At 56.3% G+C, this 20,863-nt stretch carries 14 protein-coding genes; 8 read left to right on the top strand and 6 right to left on the bottom strand.

Annotation, left to right across the window (positions count from 1 at the left end; genetic code table 11):
- Positions 1-150: 150 nt before the first annotated feature.
- From FY156_22515 to FY156_22500, 4 genes are all read right to left on the bottom strand, one after another.
- Positions 151-2,007 (bottom strand): flagellin/flagellar hook associated protein, encoded by a 1,857-nt coding sequence (locus tag FY156_22515; protein ID UXS04257.1) that lies wholly within the window; start codon positions 2,005-2,007, stop codon positions 151-153.
- A gap of 277 nt (positions 2,008-2,284) precedes the next feature.
- On the bottom strand, positions 2,285-3,334 hold the full coding sequence (locus tag FY156_22510) for a polysaccharide deacetylase family protein (protein UXS04256.1): 1,050 nt from the start codon (positions 3,332-3,334) through the stop codon (positions 2,285-2,287).
- A gap of 5 nt (positions 3,335-3,339) precedes the next feature.
- Positions 3,340-4,533: an ATP-grasp domain-containing protein gene (locus FY156_22505; GenBank protein ID UXS04255.1), complete on the bottom strand. Its 1,194-nt coding sequence runs from the start codon at positions 4,531-4,533 to the stop codon at positions 3,340-3,342.
- Between the two features lie 91 nt (positions 4,534-4,624).
- Entirely contained in the window at positions 4,625-5,014 is a 390-nt protein-coding gene (locus FY156_22500; protein UXS04254.1) for an acyl-CoA thioesterase, read from the bottom strand.
- A gap of 176 nt (positions 5,015-5,190) precedes the next feature.
- Between FY156_22500 and FY156_22495 the strand changes: the two genes are divergently transcribed.
- The gene (locus FY156_22495; GenBank protein ID UXS04253.1) at positions 5,191-5,385 is read left to right on the top strand and encodes a hypothetical protein; all 195 of its coding nucleotides are present in this window, start codon (positions 5,191-5,193) and stop codon (positions 5,383-5,385) included.
- Between the two features lie 22 nt (positions 5,386-5,407).
- Here FY156_22495 and FY156_22490 read toward each other — a convergent pair whose 3' ends face one another.
- Positions 5,408-7,216 (bottom strand): ABC transporter ATP-binding protein/permease, encoded by a 1,809-nt coding sequence (locus FY156_22490; protein UXS04252.1) that lies wholly within the window; start codon positions 7,214-7,216, stop codon positions 5,408-5,410.
- Positions 7,217-7,496: 280 nt separating this feature from the next.
- Here FY156_22490 and FY156_22485 point away from each other — a divergent pair, with 280 nt between their 5' ends.
- The 5 genes from FY156_22485 to FY156_22465 all read left to right on the top strand — a co-directional run bounded on the left by FY156_22485 (position 7,497) and on the right by FY156_22465 (position 17,276).
- Positions 7,497-10,823, top strand: coding sequence for a transglutaminase family protein (locus FY156_22485; GenBank protein UXS04251.1), 3,327 nt, complete (start codon positions 7,497-7,499; stop codon positions 10,821-10,823).
- A gap of 1 nt (position 10,824) precedes the next feature.
- The gene (locus FY156_22480) at positions 10,825-13,236 is read left to right on the top strand and encodes a circularly permuted type 2 ATP-grasp protein (GenBank protein UXS04250.1); all 2,412 of its coding nucleotides are present in this window, start codon (positions 10,825-10,827) and stop codon (positions 13,234-13,236) included.
- Positions 13,237-13,240: 4 nt separating this feature from the next.
- Positions 13,241-14,122 carry a transglutaminase family protein gene (locus FY156_22475; GenBank protein UXS04249.1) on the top strand — a complete coding sequence of 294 codons (882 nt, stop codon included), beginning with the start codon at positions 13,241-13,243 and terminating at the stop codon, positions 14,120-14,122.
- 163 nt (positions 14,123-14,285) lie between these two features.
- Complete coding sequence (locus tag FY156_22470; GenBank protein UXS04248.1) at positions 14,286-15,518, top strand: VWA domain-containing protein; 1,233 nt, start codon at positions 14,286-14,288, stop codon at positions 15,516-15,518.
- 135 nt (positions 15,519-15,653) lie between these two features.
- Positions 15,654-17,276: an ABC-F family ATP-binding cassette domain-containing protein gene (locus FY156_22465; GenBank protein ID UXS04247.1), complete on the top strand. Its 1,623-nt coding sequence runs from the start codon at positions 15,654-15,656 to the stop codon at positions 17,274-17,276.
- Between the two features lie 20 nt (positions 17,277-17,296).
- Here FY156_22465 and FY156_22460 read toward each other — a convergent pair whose 3' ends face one another.
- Positions 17,297-18,745, bottom strand: a complete 1,449-nt coding sequence (locus FY156_22460) for an FAD-binding oxidoreductase (GenBank protein UXS04246.1) — start codon at positions 18,743-18,745, stop codon at positions 17,297-17,299.
- Positions 18,746-19,046: 301 nt separating this feature from the next.
- On the opposite strand from FY156_22460, the gene FY156_22455 reads away from it, so the two are divergent.
- Positions 19,047-20,036, top strand: a complete 990-nt coding sequence (locus tag FY156_22455; GenBank protein UXS04245.1) for a LysR family transcriptional regulator — start codon at positions 19,047-19,049, stop codon at positions 20,034-20,036.
- A gap of 53 nt (positions 20,037-20,089) precedes the next feature.
- The gene (locus tag FY156_22450) at positions 20,090-20,863 is read left to right on the top strand and encodes an ATP-binding cassette domain-containing protein (GenBank protein UXS05210.1); all 774 of its coding nucleotides are present in this window, start codon (positions 20,090-20,092) and stop codon (positions 20,861-20,863) included.

Here is a 20,863-nt window from a genome sequence, read left to right as displayed (position 1 = left end):
CGTGAGGGTCCAGGTTCCCCAGCCAATCACTGAAAATCACTAAATCCTTTGAATTTTAGTCTTGCGAAGGCCAAACGACGCCGGCTTTCGTCTTGGCCCTGCGGAAACCTCCCCGCGGAAGAGCACGAAAAGCAAAGCGGGCAGTCACGTTCAACGGAAGAGTTGTATCACGTTCTCTGTGCTTGCGTTTGCGATAGAGAGTGACTGGATCGCAAGCTGCTCTTGTGTTTGCAAGGCCTTGAGCCTCGTCGAGGCTTCATTCATGTCTGCATCCACGAGTCGACCGACGCCCCTATCCGTGGCTGCCATCAACTTGGCCGTGAACTCTGTCTGCATATCAATACGCATCGAGAGCGATCCTAGGATTGAAGCCCCGGCGACCACACGCTGAGAGGCAACCTCGATGTAGTCGATATATAGATCGACCGCGCCAGGGTTTTGCTCGATGTCGATGTTGAGAAAGTTCATTGCCGGGATAGGCTCGATACTGACAACGATATTTAAGAATCCGATACTCGTACCCGGCCCCCATTTTCTGTCGACTGACGGGTCAGATTTCACGATGATGTAGTTCGGGTCGGAAGCGGACACTTCGATGATCGTGTTCGGCCATTCAGGGTCGATTAGAGACTTAAGCAGAGTGACCATTTCCTCTGCTGTTTCTACGGTGCCGGTATCTTTGCCAAGCAGCTCGTTAATGTAGGTGCGGTTGAAGTTATGCGTTGTGGCAGGCGCGCCATTAACGGAAAAGCGGAAATCAACCTCAACCCCATCAGCGTTATCACCGTCAATGTGAAGCGTAAATTGCTCGAACCGCAGGGCAATGCCGGATCCCCGATTTCCATAGTCGTATCGGTTCAACAGACCACCTGTGCTGACACCAACACTGTTGAGATTGGCGATCTCAACATAGTTGCCGTTGCCGTGTATCTGGCGTGTTGAAATAAGCATCGTAACAGGGTCGTGCACGAATTTGTTGGATCCGGGTGGATCCTCCTTTCTGAACCGGCCAGAGACAGATGCACCGTGCGGAGAAAGCAAAGAGTTCAACAAGTCTGCGAATTGCTCATTTGTCGAAACAATGCCCCCCCAGCTGGCATTGTAGGCATCCACCGTCGCTTTTGTGATGGTCAAACTCGCCGCAGAATATCCGGGATCGTAAGGTCCAGGCAAATCGTAGAGTTCGCCATAAACGCCGGTAAGTGCCGATGGATCGTATTCCTTATCCAGGATGAGATCGAATTTGATCTCCGCGCCAGGAGTATTAAAGTCTAGGGGTGCTCCATCCGGGAACGACATATTGAAAGACGCATTATCCCCGCTGTCACCGCGCGGATGCATCCATTCGGTCGATGTTTCGGTATGATAGACGGTCGGTGAACCACTCCAGGTGGAAGAACTGCCGAGAGACCTCATCCCACCAAGCGTTTTCACGTCACGCGGGTCAGCTTGCAACAAGCCGCCGCCGGTGGAATTGAAGAGGCTGATCTTGTCGAGGTGAACGTCCATCGTGCCTGTCGACACACCGCTTGACGACCTGACGAACGAAGAAATAACCGATGCCCTGTTCGTCTCGATATCATAAATCTGTTCAATATTCGTGTTTAGCCAGTTCTGGCCATTGAAGCTTGACGACGTCGAGATGGCCTGCACCTGTGCTTTGAGCTGTTCCAGTTCCGTCTGGACTTTAGCTTTGTCGACACCATCCTCCTTGGCAGCAACGAGCTTAGCTTTGAACTCCGCCAGTACATCGATGACGGCGCTCATTCCAGAATATGCGGTGTCAGTCTTTGCTGCACCCAAGCCAAGCGCGTCAGCGACGGCGGACACTGCCATCCGGTCCGCACGCATCGTTGTCGAGATTGACCAGTATGCAGCGTTGTCCGCGGCAACATCCACGCGCAAGCCTGACGAAACCACCCGTTGGGCTTCACCTAAATCAGCGGAAATTGCACGCAGAGTTTGGAGCGCAGATATTGCAGCCCCATTCGTTAGAATGGAGGTCATGGTACTCAGCCTTGGTGGGATAAACTCATCATGAGCAGAAAATCACGATGGGATACAACCATTTAGAGCGTTAATGCGTAGTTAACGGAAAACGCGATATCTCTGCAGAACACAACCATAATAGTTGATTTTGATCTGGGAAAATGCGGATCTAGAGGTCAATTGTCTCGATGTGCACGCACGCGAACGTTCAAGATCAAGGAGAGCAAACGCTCTCCCAAGTTACGTTTTTTGCCCGCTTGGAAAACTACTCTGGCAAACGTGGCGCGCGTTGGGTCTAAATCAACCGAAACGGCAAGCCGGAAATCAGCGCTTTCACATAGCGCTTTTTCTGAAAGTGGCCATTCAGTGAAACACGCGGCAACGCCGTGGGCTGGCGCAGGGATTGAGGTGTCAATACACCCGGTCGCGTGGTGACAGCTACCGGGAACCCGGCGGCCAGGGTGGCCTTCATCTCGCGGTCGGCTGCAGCGGTCGCCCATCCGTAGGGATAGGAAAACGACCGGGGACGTTGACCGACATAACCTTCAATCCGCGATGTCGACTGGCTGATTTCCTGGTGTAGGCGTTCGTTGCTGACCCGACGCATATTGACATGTGTCATGGTATGCGCACCGATATGGGCGAGCGGATCAGAGGAAAGCGCCGCCAATTCCCCCTTGTTCATCACGAGCCGGTCGACGATTGCCATCGAGTCGATACCGTGGCGGCGCGCAGCAAGATCAATGCGGGCAACAGCCTCATCTTCATCCGTGGATGAGACGAACTGCTCAAAACGGATAAAGGCTGCAATCTTCTGTGCGTGAGTGGAGACCGCAACCGTTTCTTCGCCTTGACCAAAATCGAACCGGAAAGACGTGTTGTTCTTCGCCAGCGCCTCCGCTGTCTCCCACCATATGCTGCGGGTACGCTCGACAAAGCCCGGTGTGATGAAAATCGTGTAGGGAACAGCAAATTTGCGGAACACCGGTGCGGCATATTCGGCATTGTTGCGGTAGCCATCGTCCAGCGTGAAGGCGAAGAATTTTCGACCGTCATGCGGCTCCATGGTCAGCTGTGGCAGATCATGCAGGTGCGCCGGCAAGAGGCCGCATTCGAGTGCGGCCTCGATGGCAACGTCCAGAAATTCCGGAGTGATGGACAAGTGAGCATTGGGGGCAAAGCCGGAGGTTTTTTCTGGCGGACGAACATGATGCAATGTGAAGATCACGCCTCTTCCGCCAAGAGAGGGCTGAAGGAATCGCACGCCGGGTAGCGCCGACACTTCAAGTCCCGCGCGAATGGTGAGGTACTTCAACGACCGCTTCATTGTCTTTGATAACAACATGCAGCTTACCGATGCTCTGACCGTATGGAGGGCAAAACCCTCTTTTTCATCACCCGCCACGCAGTCAGCGGCAAGTCGATCAGACCGGGAAGAGGATCTTGGGTCGCAAATGCCGCCCAGCAACGGACTTTACCAAGAGATGGAAATACGGCTGCGACACCGGACTGGCCGCGTCGTTTCAGTGTGAGGGCGGCGACAACATCACGGATGAAATAAGACCAAGCAACGCCCTGCCGGGCGCTGGATAGGTGTTTGCGGTTATCGCCATTGGCAAGCTGCCACAACATGCTTCCGAGATCGACGCCCGCGGCAGAACACAACGCAAACCACGACCAGGGACGCGGGTTTACGTCGAGAAGCTTCAGCGTGTCTGTGCGGCGATCAAGTTTGAACTCAGCTTCCACTAGCCCGCTATGTCCAACCGAGCTTAGAATCTTTCTTGCGGCTTCCACGGCACGCGGTTCGTCCACCACTTCGACATAAGTGCTCGTATACCCAAAATCGACAGGATACTGACGAGTGCGGCGCGCCGTGAATTCGGCAACCGGTTCACCGTCTTTCCAGAGAGCTGCGTAGGAAAACTGGCTTTCACCGCCACCAGGTATCAGCTCCTGCACCACCACGTTCTCCGCACCGATCTGCGCGCTTGCATCCGCATAGGCTTGCATCAACTCTGCAGGGGTCTCGGCTCTGATGACCTTGGCCTTGGCAATTGGCGTACCGCCACCGCCCATATTCGGTTTCAGGACCACCGGGAAAACGACATCCGCGTTCTCCAGATCTGCTATCGAAGCCGATTCATAGGTTTTCGGAATTGCCACTCCAAGGTCTGTGGCACGCTTGTAAAGCAGCGGTTTTTCGCACAGCCACTGCAGCGCCGTCCAGTCAGGCAGAACGATCGTATAAAGGGAAGACAAAACCTCGCGGTTTTCCGCAACGAACTTGACCTCACCGTCGCCAGCAGGAACGAGAAGAGAGCCGCGCATATGTGCCCGCTCCGCCAAATCTGACAGGAATTGAAGCGCACCAGCGTCTTCCGCACCGGACCAACGGATGGTTTCGTGCACGAAACGGGACCAGCCTGCCAGGGGAGAATCATGCGTGACGTAAGTGACGCGAACATTCAGGGCACCCAGGCTTCGCGCGAGCGCCAAAGTCCCGTGAGCGCCCCCAACAATAACAACGCCTGGAATAGTCACAGCCTGATCCCCGTCTTATCCAATTCCTTAATGGCAAAAATTGATAAACAAATTGGATAACGCCGACAGGCAACATTCACCCCTATGAGGTTCAGGCCACGCTCTTTACCGGGCGAGGATCGCCATTGTCGTCGACGGCGACCATGATGAACACGGCTTCCGTCACCTTCTCGCGGGAGTCCTGATAGTGCCGGCGGGTCCACGCCTCGATCTTGAGTGTGATAGAGGTTCGGCCGACCTTCTCGATGCGCGTGTAAACGCACAGGGTATCGCCGATCTTTACGGGCTTCTTGAAGACAATTTCATTGACGGCAACCGTAACTGTGCGTCCGCCCGCAACATCATTAGCGCGGACAAATGCCGCAAGGTCCATCTGGGACATGACCCAGCCGCCAAAAATATCGCCTGCGGGATTGGCGTCTGCGGGCATTGCAAGAGTGCGAAGCGTGAGCTCCATATCGGCGGGTGGCTGCTGATCCATCTGAAAAATCCTTTCGGCTAACCTCCCGGCAAAGCCATTAAAGGACCCGAGAGAATGAGCCAATAGCCGTTTTTTCGTAGCAGCCCTTCCGAAACAGCAAGGAATACCAAGGTCATGGTAAGCTTGGGTTAACCATGATCCGTCAGGATTCCATGAAAAGGCACGGGGGCATACGCATGGCCTATGACTGGACTGGGAACCAAACGACGCAGCAGCGTTATGACCGAATCGTCTTGACGATTGCTGGCGCGCTGCTTTTTACCCTCGCGACAGGGACATTTGCTCTGCGCACACAGATTGAGCCCAAAAGCCCTGTTGCATTTGCAACCGTAGAGCCACTGAATTCGGAAGGCTGGCATTTGAGGCTTTGACGCCACAAGTCACGGCTTCCGATCAATCGGACTGTACTGACGGATCTGCGCCTGCTTCCGATGATGCAATCAGATCGAGATGCGCGATTGCCGGCGAAAGTACGGCAAGAAATATCTCCGACCGGCCGATATAGATGATCGCGGTCCCGGCCATTTCGTTCAGAACGCGGGCAAGTGTGTCCTGTGTCGATTTCTCAAGCCCTTCAAGCAGATCGTCGACAACAAGGAACGAGGGCTTGAGCAAAAGCGCGTTGGCAACCCGGACACTGGCCTGTTCGTCCGAATCAAGCCTTTTATCCCACCGGATGCTTTCGTCGAGACGTGGCACAAGACCCGACAATCCGCAGGCTGTCAGGGCAGCCACGTAGTCTTCATCCGTAAACCGCTGCGGCGCACGTGGATAGGCAAGAATCTCCCGCAGCGAGCCGGCCGGCAAGTAACCGTGCTGGGCGATGAAAAGCGTGTCAGATTGCTCCGGCATTTCAATTCTGCCCTGCCCCCACGGCCACAGACCCGCCATAGCCGCAAACAGCAAACGCCGATTCACACCCTGCTCACCGTTGATCATCAAACGTTGCCCGGAGCCGATTTCCACATCGGGTTCACGCATCCGGAACCCGCGCTCCAGGCTGTCGCCACCTGCATCACGGCAAATTTCCACGGATTGCAGACGTATGCCTTCGTTTGGCGTGCCGCGTGCAAGGTCGATTGTCAGGCCGTGCTGTTCAACCTTATCCATCTGGATCAGAGCATTGCGGAATATCGAGACGCGCTGCAGGGTCGCTTTCCAGCTTGCGATCGGACCGAAATTGTCAATGTACCATCGCAGCGCAGTATTGACCTGATTGAAGGCACCCACCGCCATCATCAAACCACCGAACGTCAGATTTCCGGAGAAATAAACTGGCGCAGCAATCAGGATTGGTGCCACGATGGCAAGCCAGCCATAACCTGATGACACCCAGGTGAGGTGCGTCAGCGCCATCGCCAGCCCGCGAATAACGCCCAGCACTGCGTCGATATCAATACCGATCCGTCGGCGTTCGTTTTTCTCTCCACGCGCCAGCGCAATAGCCGTCAGGTTTTCGCTGGCGCGCATCAACGAAAAGCGCAGTTCTGCCTCTTTCGAATAACGCTCCGCATTGAGGCCAACCAGACGATGACCGACAAGATTGCTCAGCAACGAGGCCGACCCGGCATAAAGGATCGCCGCCCACACCATGTATCCGGGAATAGCGACAAGATCGCCGTTGATGTTGATCGCGAAACCGGCCGACAGTGTCCAGAGCACGCCAATAAAGCTGACGAGGAGGATCGTGGCGTTTACCAGACCGATGGAAAGTGCCGTGCTGCTTTCGGCGAGATTGCGAACATCGTCATGTAGTCGCTGATCCGGATTGATGGCAATGGCACCGAAACCCGCCAGCCGCGCCGCCCGTCCCGGCTTCAACCATTGATCCACCATGTCCTTGGCAAGCCCCTCGCGCATTTTCAGCGCGGTCATCTGATTGAGCCAGGTCTGGACGACGTTTAACAAAAGAAGGCAGCCAGCGATGACCGCGAAGACTTCCAGTTGATGGATGAAAGCGGAGAGGTCACGTCTTTCCAGAGCATTGTAAAACGGCGCATTCCACTCATTGAGACGGATTTGCCCGTAGGCCGTCAGCAAAATGATCGACAGCAGGGCGAAGGCGAGAAGAATGAGCCGGTTGCGCACCGGTGATGTCCAGAATGCATTCCCCATGATCCGCAACTGTGCAGGGAAATCGAGGTCGAAGCCGGACATGCTTGCCATGTCCTTGCGCTGGGCGTCGGTTACCTTGGATACCATTCGATCGATTCCGAAACTTCACAGTTGCAAAGGAGGCAGGTCACAATCCCGACCTTGCGAGGCCAAGCAATAACACGCCGTTCAACCTTGTCCACATCTGCGACAAAAACCTAAAAAAGCCAAAGCAGTTCCTTCCGTCCGGCCACTCGCATCCATCAGCAACAACTCGGGATTGCCCGTCAAAACGTCCTTGCATTCTTTTCCTGCATTGCACAAAATCCCTGTAATTTCAGAGGGGCGGACAAACCGCATAAGCCGGAAAAACCGGGCAAGGTAGACGATGGCGATCAAAGCAAGCATTTATCATCTGACGCATTACAAATACGACAATCCGGTCCGGCTCGGACCCCAAATCATAAGACTGAAACCTGCCTCTCACTCCAGAACCCGCGTCATCAGCCACTCGCTTCGGGTTTCCCCATCCAACCACTTCGTCAATCTTCAACAGGACCCTTACGGCAACTATCTCGCCCGCTTCGTGTTTCCCGACCCGGTCACGGAACTGAAGATCGAGGTTGATCTTGTCGCCGATATGACCGTTTACAACCCGTTCGACTTCTTTGTGGAAGAAACGGCAACCAAATGGCCATTTGACTACCCAGAGACGCTGCAGGACGATCTATCCATCTATACGAAACCCGAACCGACGGGACCGTTGCTGACCGCCCTTCTGAAAACCATCGACCGGTCGCCCGACCAGCCAACAGTGGATATGGTTGTGGGTCTCAACGCCCGCCTCCAGCAGGAAATCGGTTACGTCATCCGTATGGAACCCGGTGTTCAGGAACCGGAAGAAACACTGGCATCCGGCAAGGGATCGTGCCGTGACACGAGCTGGCTGCTTGTACAAATTCTAAGGCACCTCGGTTTTGCAGCCCGTTTCGTCTCCGGCTATCTCATCCAGTTGACGCCTGACCTCAAAGCCCTGGACGGTCCCTCTGGAACCGAGGTGGACTTCACGGACCTGCACGCGTGGGCGGAAGTCTACCTGCCGGGCGCCGGTTGGGTTGGGCTTGACCCGACGTCGGGGCTGCTGACCGGCGAAAGCCATATCCCTCTTGCGGCGACACCCCATTACCGCAACGCTGCTCCCATTTCGGGCGGTTATTTTGGCCAGGCCAACACCGAATTCGCCTTCGATATGCAGGTGCGGCGTATCGCCGAAACACCTCGCATCACCAAGCCTTTTTCCGACGAGAGCTGGGACGAACTCAACGCGCTGGGCGAAGAGGTTGACCGGGTTCTGACGGCGCATGATGTCCGTCTGACCATGGGCGGTGAGCCCACCTTCGTTTCGATCGATGATTTCGAATCAGACGAGTGGAATACAGGTGCTGTCGGACCAACCAAGCGCGATAAGGCTGATACCCTCATTCGCCGCCTGCGCGAGCGTTTCGCGCCGGGCGGCTTTCTGCATTACGGGCAAGGCAAATGGTATCCAGGCGAAAGCCTGCCACGTTGGACATTCTCGCTTTACTGGAGAAAGGACGGATTGCCTATTTGGCAAAACCCCTCCCTGATAGCGCAGGAGGGTGTGCAGACCGACGTAACAGAGAAAGACGCCAACCGACTGCTCAGCGCCATTGCCACGGAACTCAACATCGAGCCGGATATGGTAATGCCCGCCTTTGAAGACCCTGGCGAATGGATTTTAAAGGAAGCCAACCTTCCCGAAAATGTCGATCCCGCCAATTCCAAGCTGAAGGACCCTGAAGAGCGAAGCCGTCTGGCCAAGGTATTCGAACGCGGTTTGACGCAACCGACGGGGTATATCTTGCCGGTGCAGGTATGGAACAGCCGTGCCAACGGACACCGCTGGGTCAGCGAAAAATGGCGCACGCGGCGCGGACGTATTTTCCTTGTGCCGGGTGACAGCCCGGTCGGTTACCGCCTTCCACTCAATTCCCTGCCGTGGATCACACCCTCGCAATATCCTTATATAAACCCGCTCGATCCGAGTGTTGAACGCCAGCCGCTGCCGGATTTCCGAGGCGAAAAGGGACATGCACAACAGGCCGCGCATTTTCAGCCGTTTGAGACGAGCAGCCAGCCAACCCAACGCTCTCAGGAAGCCGAAATTGCCGGACATATCCGTACTGCCATCTCCGTCGAACCCAAGGACGGACGACTTTGCGTGTTCATGCCTCCAACAGTCACGCTCGAGGAATATCTGGACCTGATCGCCTCGACAGAACGCGCGGCCGCAAGCCTTGGACTTCAGGTCCATATCGAAGGTTACGCTCCACCGCATGACGAGCGACTGAATGTCATCCGGGTTGCCCCCGATCCGGGCGTTATCGAGGTCAACATTCATCCAGCCTCAAGCTGGAAAGACTGCGTCGATATCACCACGACAATTTACGATGAGGCACGACAATCCCGGCTTGGTGCTGACAAATTCATGATCGATGGTCGTCACACCGGAACCGGCGGCGGCAACCACGTCGTTGTTGGCGGCGCCAACCCGAATGACAGCCCGTTCCTGCGCCGTCCCGATCTCTTGAAGAGCCTTGTCCTGCATTGGCAGCGCCACCCGTCTCTTTCCTATCTGTTCTCGGGCCTGTTCATCGGTCCGACAAGTCAGGCGCCGCGCATTGACGAGGCCCGTCACGACAGCCTGTACGAGCTGGAAATCGCCCTGGCTCAGGTTCCGTCACCTGGAGAAGGCATTCCGCCTTTGCCATGGCTGGTCGACCGCCTGTTCCGCAACCTTCTCGTTGATGTCACCGGCAACACGCATCGCGCCGAAATCTGCATCGACAAGATGTTCTCGCCGGATGGACCGACCGGGCGTCTTGGCCTGGTGGAATTCCGTGGTTTTGAAATGCCGCCGAATGCGCGCATGTCTCTGGCACAACAATTGTTGGTCCGTTCACTGATCGCGCGTTTCTGGAAAAACCCGGCCAGCGGCAAGTTCGTGCGCTGGGGCACGTCGCTCGCGGATCGCTTCATGCTGCCACATTACATCTGGACAGACTTTCTGGACGTGCTGACAGATCTGCGGACCAATGGCTTCGATCTGAAATCGGAATGGTTCGTTGCCCAGCAGGAGTTCCGTTTTCCGTTCTTCGGTGAGGTGGAATACGAAGGAGCAAAGCTGGAGTTGCGACAGGCCCTGGAACCCTGGCACGTCATGGGTGAGCAGGGCGCAATCGGCGGAACGGTCCGATATGTCGATTCCTCCGTTGAGCGTTTGCAGGTTCGTCTGGAGACCTCCAATCCTTCCCGTTACACCGTTGCCTGCAACGGTCGCGCCGTTCCATTGACGCAAACGGAAAACTCAGGCGTTGCGGTGGCCGGCGTCAGGTTCAAGGCATGGCAGCCTGCGTCCGGTTTGCATCCTGTCCTCCCCGTGAATTCACCCTTGACCTTTGACATTTATGATACATGGTCAAGACGATCGATCGGTGGATGTATCTATCATGTTGCTCATCCGGGCGGGCGCAACTATGAGACATTTCCCGTCAACGGTAATGAAGCTGAGGCGCGGCGTCTCGCGCGCTTCGAACCTTGGGGACACACGGCCGGCCAGTATCCCCTGATGCCGGAAACCGTGTCTCCCGAGTTTCCGCTGACACTCGATCTGCGCCGCCCTTACGGAGTATAAAGTGGCCAAAGCCCCGGCAACGGCAACGGAAAGCAAGACGGAAGCGGACTCGCGGCTACGCGGGTTCGACTATGCCGCCCTGCCCGGCATTGCCGATGAAATGCTGGGAACGGACGGCAACGTCAGACCGGTCTGGCGGCATCTACTGGATGCCATTTCACGCATGTCGGAACGGGAACTGCACGAGCGTTTTGCCCGTACCGACCGATATCTGCGTGACGCAGGTGTATTTTACCGCGATTACGGCAAAGGCAGCAGCGAGAGAAACTGGCCGATTTCCCACATTCCGGTTCTGATCGACGAGAAGGAATGGGCAACCCTGTCTGAGGGACTGACGCAGCGCGCCAATCTCCTCGAAGAAATCGTTGCAGACTTTTATGGCGCCAACCGGCTCGTCAAGGAAGGACACATTCCACCGGCGCTGGTCGCATCCAATCCGGAATACCTGCGACCGATGGTCGGCATCAAACCGGCAAGCGGCCATTATCTGCATTTCTGCTCCTTCGAGATTGGCCGCGGCCCCGATGGAAACTGGTGGGTGCTGGCTGACCGCACACAGGCGCCTTCCGGCGCTGGATTTGCGCTGGAAAATCGTGTGGCGACGACGCGTGCGTTCTCCGATATCTACGCGGAAACCCACGTTCATCGTCTCGCATCCTTCTTCGGTGCATTTCGCGATACTTTACAGTCGCATCGGCAGCATCCCGATGACCGGATCGCGGTTCTGACACCCGGCCCGGCAAACGAAACCTATTTCGAACACGCCTATATTGCCCGTTATCTCGGCTTCATGCTCTTGGAAGGCGAAGATCTTACCGTCGTCAACGGGCGGGTGATGGTCAGGACTGTTGCCGGGTTGAAACCCGTTGGTGTGTTGTGGCGTCGTCTCGATGCATCCTATGCGGACCCACTGGAACTGAACCAGCAATCGCATATCGGCACGCCGGGCATGGTCCAGGCCCTCCGAAATGAAGCGCTGACCATCGTTAATGCGCTGGGCACCGGTATTCTGGAAACACGTGCACTCCTCGCCTTCATGCCAGGGGTTTGCCGCCATCTTCTGGGCGAAGACCTGAAGCTGCCTTCGATCGCCACGTGGTGGTGCGGACAGGGGTCCGAACGCCAGCACGTTGCAGGCAACATCGAACGCATGGTGATTGGCCCTGCCTATTCCCGGCTGCCGTTCTTTGATGATAACGGGCAATCCGTGCTTGGCTCGTCTTTGCGCGAAACCGCGAAGGAATCGATCAGCGACTGGCTCGCCGCCGATGGTCACAGGCTCGTCGGTCAGGAGGTGGTAACGCTTTCGACCACTCCGGCCTACGTCGATAACCAGCTTGTGCCGCGGCCGATGAGCCTTCGCGTTTTTGCCGCCCGCACGCAAGACGGCTGGCAGATCATGCCGGGCGGTTTTGCGCGGATCGGCAGCAGCCACGATGTCTCGGCCATAGCCATGCAATCAGGGGGCAGCGCCGCAGACGTCTGGATCGTCAGCGAAAAGCCTGTTGAGCGAACCACGCTTCTTCCGGCGGAGGAAAGTTTCACGCGCAACATGCCTGGCAGCCTGCCAAGCAGGGCGGCAGACAACCTTTTCTGGCTTGGCCGGTACATCGAGCGCTCCGAAGGAGCACTGCGTATCCTGCGTGCCTGGCACGGGCGTTATGCAGAGTCCGCCGATCCAAAACAGCCACTTCTTGCGCATGTCGTCCGGTACCTCGAAACGCTCGATATCGAGATGAGCGACGCCGTTCCCGCAAGCCTCCTGAACAACATCAACAGCGCGCTTTATTCAGCCAGCAATATCCGCGACCGGTTTTCACCTGATGGCTGGCTCGCCCTGAACGATCTCGCCAAGACGGCCCGCCGTTTTCATGCCAAGGTCGCGCCTGGTGACGACGCCACGCATGCAATGACTATTCTGTTGCGCAAGCTCGCCGGCTTTGCAGGTCTTGTACATGAAAACATGTACCGGTTTACCGGATGGCGCTTCCTGTCGATCGGCCGATATCTGGAACGTGGGCTGCACATGACGCGGCTTCTCGGTCACATGACCGGCCCCGATGCCCCGGATGGCGCCTACGACATGCTGCTCGAAATCGGCGACAGCGTAATGACCCATCGCCGCCGCTACAATGTCAGCACCGCAGGTTTGACGGTAACCGATCTTCTGGCGCTCGATCCGCTCAATCCACGTTCGATCCTCTTTCAGTTGAATGAGATCCGCACCGAGGTCGAACAGTTGCCGAATGCCTTCGTTAATGGCCAGATGTCACCGTTCTATCGCGAGGCGATGCGGCTTCATTCCGGCCTCGCCGTCATGACGCCGGAGGGCATGAACACCGCGATCTACCGTCAGCTCGAAAAAGATCTGGAACATCTCTCCGATGTTCTGGCGCGCACCTATCTCGGATAAGCCGATGCTCTACGATCTTTCCTTGCACATGGGCTACTCCTACGACGCGATGGCGCACGGCGGACGCCATGTCATTCGCGTGCTGCCGCTTTCTATCCCGGGCCGGCAGCGGTTGATCGCGGGATCGATCACGATTTCGCCGACACCGGACGAACGGACCGTTTTTGACGATTTTTTCCGCCAACCGGCAACATCCGTGCATGTCAGAGCCCCGCATGAAAAGCTGGATATCCGCATGCAAGCTCGCGTTATGGTCGAGTCGCCTGCGATGACCGCGGATTTCTCCCCACAACTCTCGCGGCTGCCGCATGAGCTTGCCAATGTCTGGTCGGTGGACTTCCAGTCCCCGCACCACTTCGTTGGCACAAGCCCCCGGATCGGGGTCGATGCCGCAATCACCGCCTACGCCAAGGAATTGGTCAAACCCGGCATGACGATCCGGGAAATCGCCTTTGCCATGTGCAAACGCATTCACAAGGACTTCACCTACGATGGTGAGGCAACGACTGTCGACACCACGCCGTCAGAAGCCTTCAAGCTCAAGCGCGGTGTGTGTCAGGATTTTTCCCATATCATGATCCTGGCGCTTCGCAGCCTTGGCATACCGGCAGGTTACGTCAGTGGTTTCCTGCGCACCATACCGCCGCCGGGCAAGGAACGGCTGGAGGGTGCGGACGCCATGCATGCCTGGGTCCGCATCTGGTGCGGAGATGCGACAGGTTACATCGAGCTTGACCCGACCAATGACATTGTCGCCGGAAGCGACCATATCGTCGTTGGTTACGGACGCGACTATTCCGACGTTGCTCCTGTTATTGGCGTACTCAAAGGTTACGGAAACCAGCAGGCAAAACAGGCCGTCGACGTGATCCCCGTTCAGAATTGAGACGGTCGGATTTACTGGTGTAATACAGAGAGAATTCCTGCCGAATACTTCTAAAACTGACCCGATTTGATCACTCTGTAAAATTGCATGTTTTCGATTAGCGGTTTCTACATCGCTTGGGAGTTAGCTGCGCTCAATAGACCACTCAACTTGTGAGCGCGCCATGCCCCTGCCGTCAGTGACATCCCTGAAGCGCCGTTTTCTTGCCGACACGGCGGGCAACTTCGGCATCATGACGGCAATCTTGCTGCCTGTGCTTCTTGGTGTTGCAGGCGCAGGCATGGAACTGGCGAACGTCATGCAGGTGAAGGCAGATATTCAGAATACCGCCGATGCCGGAGCGCTGGCCGCCGTGACACAAGCGCGCCTGCGCGAAGGTGATATGGCCGATGAAGACATCAAGAAATTGGCCAAAGATTTCATCGTAGGCCAAATGGAAAATGATCTCACAGACGCGGAGAAAAAAGAGCTCGATAAAAACACGGTTGCGACCGTCTCCACAACTGACGGCACTCGCGGAAAAACCTATACCGTAACCACCACCATCACCCGTCAGATAAAGCTCAATCCGCTTCTCGGTTTTCTGGGTGCCAGCACACTGAACGTTTCCGCCACAGGGACAGCGCAGGCGAGTGTGAATAAAGGCGCACCGATCTCCATGTATCTGGTTCTCGACCGTTCCGGCTCGATGTCGTTCAAGACCGATACGATCAATACCGCCAAAAAGTCATGCGCAAACTATACCGCGAGCAACTGGGGCCAGTCAGAAGCAAAGGCCACGTCCAGCCCGTGCTACGTCAACAAAATGGAATCCTTGAAAACGGCCGTGTCGTTCCTGGTGAGCGTCCTTAACAAGGCCGACCCCACATACACGGCCAGCGGCTCTGAACTCGTACGGACAGGTGCGATCGCCTACGAAGCCAGCCCATTTGCGGCCCAGTCAATGTCGTGGGGAACAAGCAGCGTCAACACCTATGTCGGCAAGATCCCTCAGTATCCAACAGGTGGTACCGACGCGACAAAGGCACTGACAACCGCCTATGATGCACTGAAAAAGTCCAATGCTGCAGAGGCAAAACAGCATCAAGACAAGGGTAATGAGTCCTTCGAGCGCTACATCGTTCTCATGACGGACGGAGAGATGACGGGAAGCAGCGCAAGCTGGAACTACAGCATCGACCAGTCAGTTCGCAACACGTGCGACACAGCCAAGAAAGACGGGATCAAAATCTTCACCGTCGCCTTCATGGCACCTGACAAGGGCAAGTCACTCCTGCAATATTGCGCATCCAGCGCAGACAATTATTACGCCCCCGAAGACATGGACGGGATCGTGACGGCATTCGGTGAGATCGCTCGTAAGGCAGCCGGAAATATCGCAACGCTGACAAACTGATCAGCCGGTAAAGACACACAGCAACCACGGAAACCCGTTCGTTTCCGTGGCTTTTCTTTGCCTTCTCCCTGTTTGGTCGGGTGACAGCCGGGGCGGCCCGTGGCATAGGGTTGCGCAAAGTTTATAGGCCAAGTCATGATCCGTATCGAAAACATCAGCAAGTCGAATAGCCACCGCATCCTCTATATCGAGGCGTCCGCCGCTCTCAACAAGGGTGAAAAGACCGGCCTCGTTGGACCGAATGGTGCCGGAAAAACCACACTGTTCCGCATGATCACGGGCGAGGAACAGCCGGATGAAGGCCAGGTAGTTGTCGAAAAGGGTATGACCGTCGGTTATTTCAATCAGGATGTCGGTGAGATGTCTGGCCGCTCTGCTGTGGCCGAGGTGATGGAGGGTGCTGGCCCCATCAGCGAGGTTGCCGCCGAGTTGCGGGAACTGGAAGCGGCCATGTCCGATCCAGACCGGATGGATGAAATGGACGCGATCATCGAGCGATACGGCGAAGTGCAGGCCCGCTACGAGGAACTCGACGGTTACGCCCTTGAGGGCCGTGCCCGCGAAGTTCTGGACGGTTTGAGCTTCAGCCAGGAAATGATGGACGGCGACGTCGCCAAGCTCTCTGGTGGCTGGAAGATGCGCGTCGCCCTGGCGCGCATTCTTCTGATGCGCCCCGACGTCATGCTGCTTGACGAACCTTCTAACCATCTGGATCTCGAAAGCCTGATCTGGCTGGAAAATTTCCTGCGCAACTACGACGGCGCTTTGCTGATGACCTCCCATGACCGGGAGTTCATGAACCGCATCGTCAACAAGATCATCGAAATCGACGCTGGCTCGCTGACAAGCTATTCGGGTGACTACGGCTTCTACGAACAGCAGCGCGCTCAGAACGAAAAGCAGCAACAGGCACAGTTCGAGCGTCAGCAGGCGATGCTTGCCAAGGAAATCAAGTTTATCGAGCGTTTCAAGGCCCGGGCGTCCCATGCGGCGCAGGTGCAGAGCCGTGTCAAGAAACTCGAGAAAATTGACCGTGTCGAACCACCGAAGCGGCGCCAGACCGTGGCGTTCGAATTCGCCCCCGCACCGCGTTCGGGTGAAGATGTCGTGGCATTGAAGAAGGTCAACAAGGCTTACGGCAGCCGAACCATCTACGACGGACTGGACTTCATGGTCCGGCGCAAGGAGCGCTGGTGCATCATGGGTGTCAACGGAGCCGGCAAATCCACTTTGCTCAAACTTGTCACCGGCACGGCAACACCTGATACAGGTGTCGTGACACTCGGCGCCAGCGTTAAGCTCGGTTATTTCGCACAGCACGCCATGGACGTTCTGGAAGGTGACGCGACCATTCTCGAATGGCTGGAAGAACGCTTCCCGAAAGCCGGTCAGGCACCGTTGCGTGCTCTTGCCGGTTGTTTCGGCTTTTCCGGCGATGACGTGGAAAAACGCTGCCGGGTGCTATCGGGTGGTGAAAAAGCACGACTCGTCATGGCGGCCATGCTGTTCGACCCACCCAATTTCCTGGTCCTCGACGAACCAACAAACCACCTTGATCTCGACACCAAGGAAATGCTGATCAAGGCGCTGTCGGAATACGAGGGCACGATGCTGTTCGTCTCGCACGACCGTCATTTCCTCGCTGCCCTTTCCAATCGCGTACTGGAACTGACACCTGACGGTATCCATCAATACGGTGGAGGCTATACGGAATATGTTGAACGCAGCGGCCATGAAGCGCCTGGCTTGAGAAGCTGATAGCGATCAGGCCGTAGGCTCTACGCGTGGTCCACCACCACAGGGCCTATGAATTTGCCTGGGTTCATGATGTTTTTCGGGTCGAAGGTCTGCTTTGTCATCAGCATCAGATCATGATCGACCGCATCGCGATAGTGAAGGATTGCGTCGCGTTTGACGCGGCCAAGCCCATGCTCTGCGGAAATCGTGCCGTCGAAACGATGGACGATATCGTGGATGATCCCGGTAATTTCTTCTTCACGGGCATGGAATGCATCACCATCAGCACCTTGCGGCTGGACGATGCCGAAGTGGATGTTGCCATCTCCCATATGCCCGAAGGCGACAACGCGAACGCCTCCACATGCCTGCTCGGCAACCGCGATCGACTCCTGCAGGAAGGCGGGGATCGCCGATAGTGGGACTGCGATGTCACAATGGATCGAAGCCCCTTCGAGCACGTCGGCTTCCGCCAGGCCTTCGCGGATCGCCCAGAACGCCCGGCTTTGTTCCACCGAGGCCGCGAGCACGGCATCTGTTACAAGATCGGCCTCAAACGCTTGCTGCAGCGTATCTTCCATCGTTTCGCGCAAAGCAGGACCGCTATCGCCGGATGACAGCTCGATCAGAACCTGCCAGTCGTGGATTCCGGCAAGCGGAAAGCGTGTCGCAGGAAAATGTTTCAACACGAGTTCAACGCCGGTACGCGGCATCAGTTCGAAAGCCGTGACCTGATTGCCGGTTCTTTCCTTGTAACGCACAAGCAGTTCAAGGGCCGCTTCGAGCGAGGAAACAGCACAGATTGCCGTCTCGATGGAAGCGGGGCGTGGAAACAGTTTCAAGACCGCCGCAGTAATGATGCCGAGCGTTCCCTCGCTGCCGATGAAAAGCTGTTTCAGATCGTAACCGGTATTGTCCTTGCGTAGCCCGCGCAGGCCGTTCCAGATACGACCGTCCGGCAAAACGACCTCAAGGCCAAGCACGAGATCGCGCGTATTGCCATATCGCAGCACATTCGTTCCGCCCGCATTGGAGGCAATGTTGCCGCCGATCTGGCAACTGCCTTCCGCTGCCAGCCGCAATGGAAACAGTCGGTCGACCTCTTCTGCCGCGGCCTGAACCGTGGCGAGTATGCAGCCAGCTTCGACTGTGAGCGTGTCATTCAGCCGATCGACGGAGCGTATCTTGTTCATGCGCGACAGGTTGAGAACGATCTCGTTGCCGGTGCCGAACGGAACAGAGCCCCCGACCAGCGAGGTGTTGCCGCCTTGCGGCACGATGCCGATGCCGCTCTCGGCGCAAACCGAGACGATGGCTGACACCTCTTGCGTGCTGGCAGGTTTCAAAACGAGTGGCGTCACACCACGATAAAGCCGCAACCAGTCAACCGAGTGAGCCTCCAGCACGTCGGGATCGGTGCTCCAGCCAGAAGGACCGACAATTGCCTTCAGACGCTCCATGACCTCATCCGAAAGGATGGCCTGTCCCATCTGATCTCCAGCCTGTTTCATCTCTCTAATCCCCGACAACCGATCACGCTTTTTCTCTAAGTGGATGCAAATCTAGCAGGAAATAGCTGATGCAAAAATATGCAAGCTTGGAAGTTTTTTTGCATTATTATGCAACAAACAACTCCACCGGTATCATCGATGAGCGCGTACACTCTATGTCCTGACGGTTCTTTCTGGTTTGTGAGCCTATGTTCGCCTGATCTCGTATTCGCTATCTCCACCGACAAAGAATTCAGGCACATTTGTTGCATCCACGTCGAACGAAGGAATGAGGTGGTTCATGCAGCCGAAACTTAACAAACGCCGGAAATTGCTTGGGCGTGTCAGCGACACTGACATGCACCTCTTCCGCGTCTTCTGCACGGTTGCCGATTGCGGTGGTTTCTCTGCCGCGCAGGGACAGCTTGGTGTCGGACGATCGACAATCTCACGACAGATTTCTCATCTGGAAACGCGGCTCGGATACATGCTCTGTTATCGCGGGCGTAGCGGTTTCGTATTGACCCAGCACGGCGAACAGGCGCTGGCGCTCATCCGTGCGTTTTTATCGACCACTGAGCAGTTCATGGCCGACATGGCCGCGATCAACGACGACTTTTCGGGCCGGATCAATCTGGCGATCATGGACTATAGTTTTTCGGATATCCGCAGCCCCGTGTTGCCGGCCATTCGCGAATTCCGCACACTTGCACCACGGGTCGAAATCAATCTGACGGTGGAATCTCCCGGAACGATCGAACGCGGCATTCTCGACGGCAGTTTTCACCTTGGTATCTTCCCGGCCTACCGGCATCTCGATGAACTGGTTTATTTTGATCTTTATGACGAGAAAGTTGCCCTTTACGCGGGGGTATCCCACCCGTTATTGGAAGCTTTAGACAAAGATCCGGATCTGTCGGTCGAGAAGATCACACGGCACGAGTTGGTATTTCGCGGTTATCTCGAGGGAGAAAAACTTCTAAAGATCAAGCAGCAGTTTCGGCGCGGCCCGACGGTTTTCCAGACAGAGGCCGTAGCGGCACTGATCCAGGCAGGCGCTTATCTCGGTTTTCTGCCCAAACATGCTGCTAGCGAGGAGCTTGTCAGCATCAGGCCTGATATCTTCGAGTACTCGGCGCCGATCTGTGTGGCGGTCAGTCGCAGCCGGCGCGGTTCGGTGGTGACGAACGCCTTCCTCGAGCGGCTGACGAACAATGTCACGGCACAGGCAAAGAAACGTTCTGTTGCACGCAAACGCACCGAACAATTCGATAACAGCGATTTATCGTGAGGCAAAATTTTGTTTCTCATAGCAGACCGGCGGAGACGAAGGAGATGACGACATTGAAGCAAGTCCCTCCCCTTGAGGTTCTCAACATTCGCAAATCCTTTGGCGATCTTGAGGTTCTTCGGGGCATCTCGCTGGCTGCGCACAAGGGCGATATCATTTCCATCCTCGGTTCATCGGGGTCTGGAAAAAGCACGTTTCTCCGTTGCATCAATTTTCTGGAACATCCCACCGAAGGCCAGATCATGGTCAACGACCGTGAAATCGCCCTGCGACGCAACCGCGAGGGGCAGCTTGAGCCAAGCGACACCAAGGAACTGACGGATCTGCGGACCCGCCTCGCCATGGTCTTTCAGAGCTTCAATCTTTGGCGCCATTTGACGGTACTCGAAAATGTCACCATCGCCCAGATCCATGTGAAGGGCGCTTCCAAGACCGAGGCCGAGACCAAAGCAAAACATTTTCTCGATCGCGTCGGCATGTCCGCGCGGCTGAACTTCTATCCATCGCAGTTGTCAGGCGGGCAGAAACAACGTGTCGCCATCGCCCGTGCGCTGGCGATGGACCCGGAAATCCTGCTTTTTGACGAACCAACATCGGCACTTGACCCGGAGATGGTCGGAGACGTGCTGAAAGTGATGCGCGATCTGGCCGAGGAGGGCCGTACGATGCTGGTTGTTACACACGAGATGGCATTTGCCCGTGATGTGAGCACCCGTGTCATGTTCATGAATCAAGGGGTGGCCGAAGCCGTCGCGCCACCCAACGAAATGTTCCGCAACCCTGCGGACGTATCGGCCCGCTGGGCCGAGTTCATTGCCAGAATGTAA

This window comes from Agrobacterium tumefaciens, assembly GCA_025559845.1.
In the GTDB taxonomy this organism is placed as follows: domain Bacteria; phylum Pseudomonadota; class Alphaproteobacteria; order Rhizobiales; family Rhizobiaceae; genus Agrobacterium.
This window is presented reverse-complemented; position numbering and strand designations above follow the sequence as displayed.